The organism is Bradyrhizobium sp. CCBAU 11386 (assembly GCF_028128955.1).
Classification (GTDB): domain Bacteria; phylum Pseudomonadota; class Alphaproteobacteria; order Rhizobiales; family Xanthobacteraceae; genus Bradyrhizobium.
In genome coordinates this window covers 1-569 of sequence record NZ_LBKA01000070.1, presented here as the reverse complement: position 1 = coordinate 569, position 569 = coordinate 1, and the positions used below count along the sequence as shown (strand labels likewise).

The 569-nt window shown below is 61.2% G+C and carries 2 protein-coding genes; both read right to left on the bottom strand.

Annotated elements, in window-relative coordinates; translation table 11 throughout:
• Positions 1 to 183 (bottom strand): hypothetical protein (locus XI09_RS08415; protein ID WP_271566425.1); only part of this gene is annotated, 183 nt, incomplete at its 3' end.
• Positions 180 to 569: IS66 family transposase (locus XI09_RS08410; protein WP_271566424.1), on the bottom strand; the 390-nt coding region annotated here is incomplete at its 5' end. The genes XI09_RS08415 and XI09_RS08410, both read right to left, overlap by 4 nt.

The following is a 569-nucleotide window of genomic DNA, read 5'->3' as shown; positions in this document are numbered from 1 at the left end:
CTCGATTCCGAAGTCGGTGAACGCCTGGACGCCGTCTTCTCCGACGCCATAGACCCAGATCACGCCATCCTCGATCTCCATTTCGATGGCGATGTCCCACAGCCAATCTTCGTCTTCGCCGAGGTCCTTGGCGACCTTGGCAATGGTGGTGACGTGATGGACCTTGTTGACGTGAGTGGTCATGCCGCTCGAGCGGAGATCGTTGATGCGGGCGTCCAATTCCAGGGCAGCAGTTCGTCCAAGCGATTGGCCGGATGGGCGGCGATGCGGGCGAGGATATCCGTGAGCCACGCCTGCGGGTCGATGCCGTTCATCTTGGCCGTAACGATCAGGCTGTACATGGCCGCCGCACGCCGTCCGCCGCGATCGGAGCCGCAGAACAACCAGGATTTTCGCCCAAGAGCGATGCCTCTTAGGCCTCGTTCGGCGGCATTGTTGGACAGACATACCCGCCCATCCTCGAGGAACAGGGTGAAGCTCGCCCAGCGCTTCAGGATATAGTTGAACGCCTTGGCCAGGTCGTGCCCACGGGAGAGCTTGGCGAGCTGTTCCCGCATGTAGACCTGAAG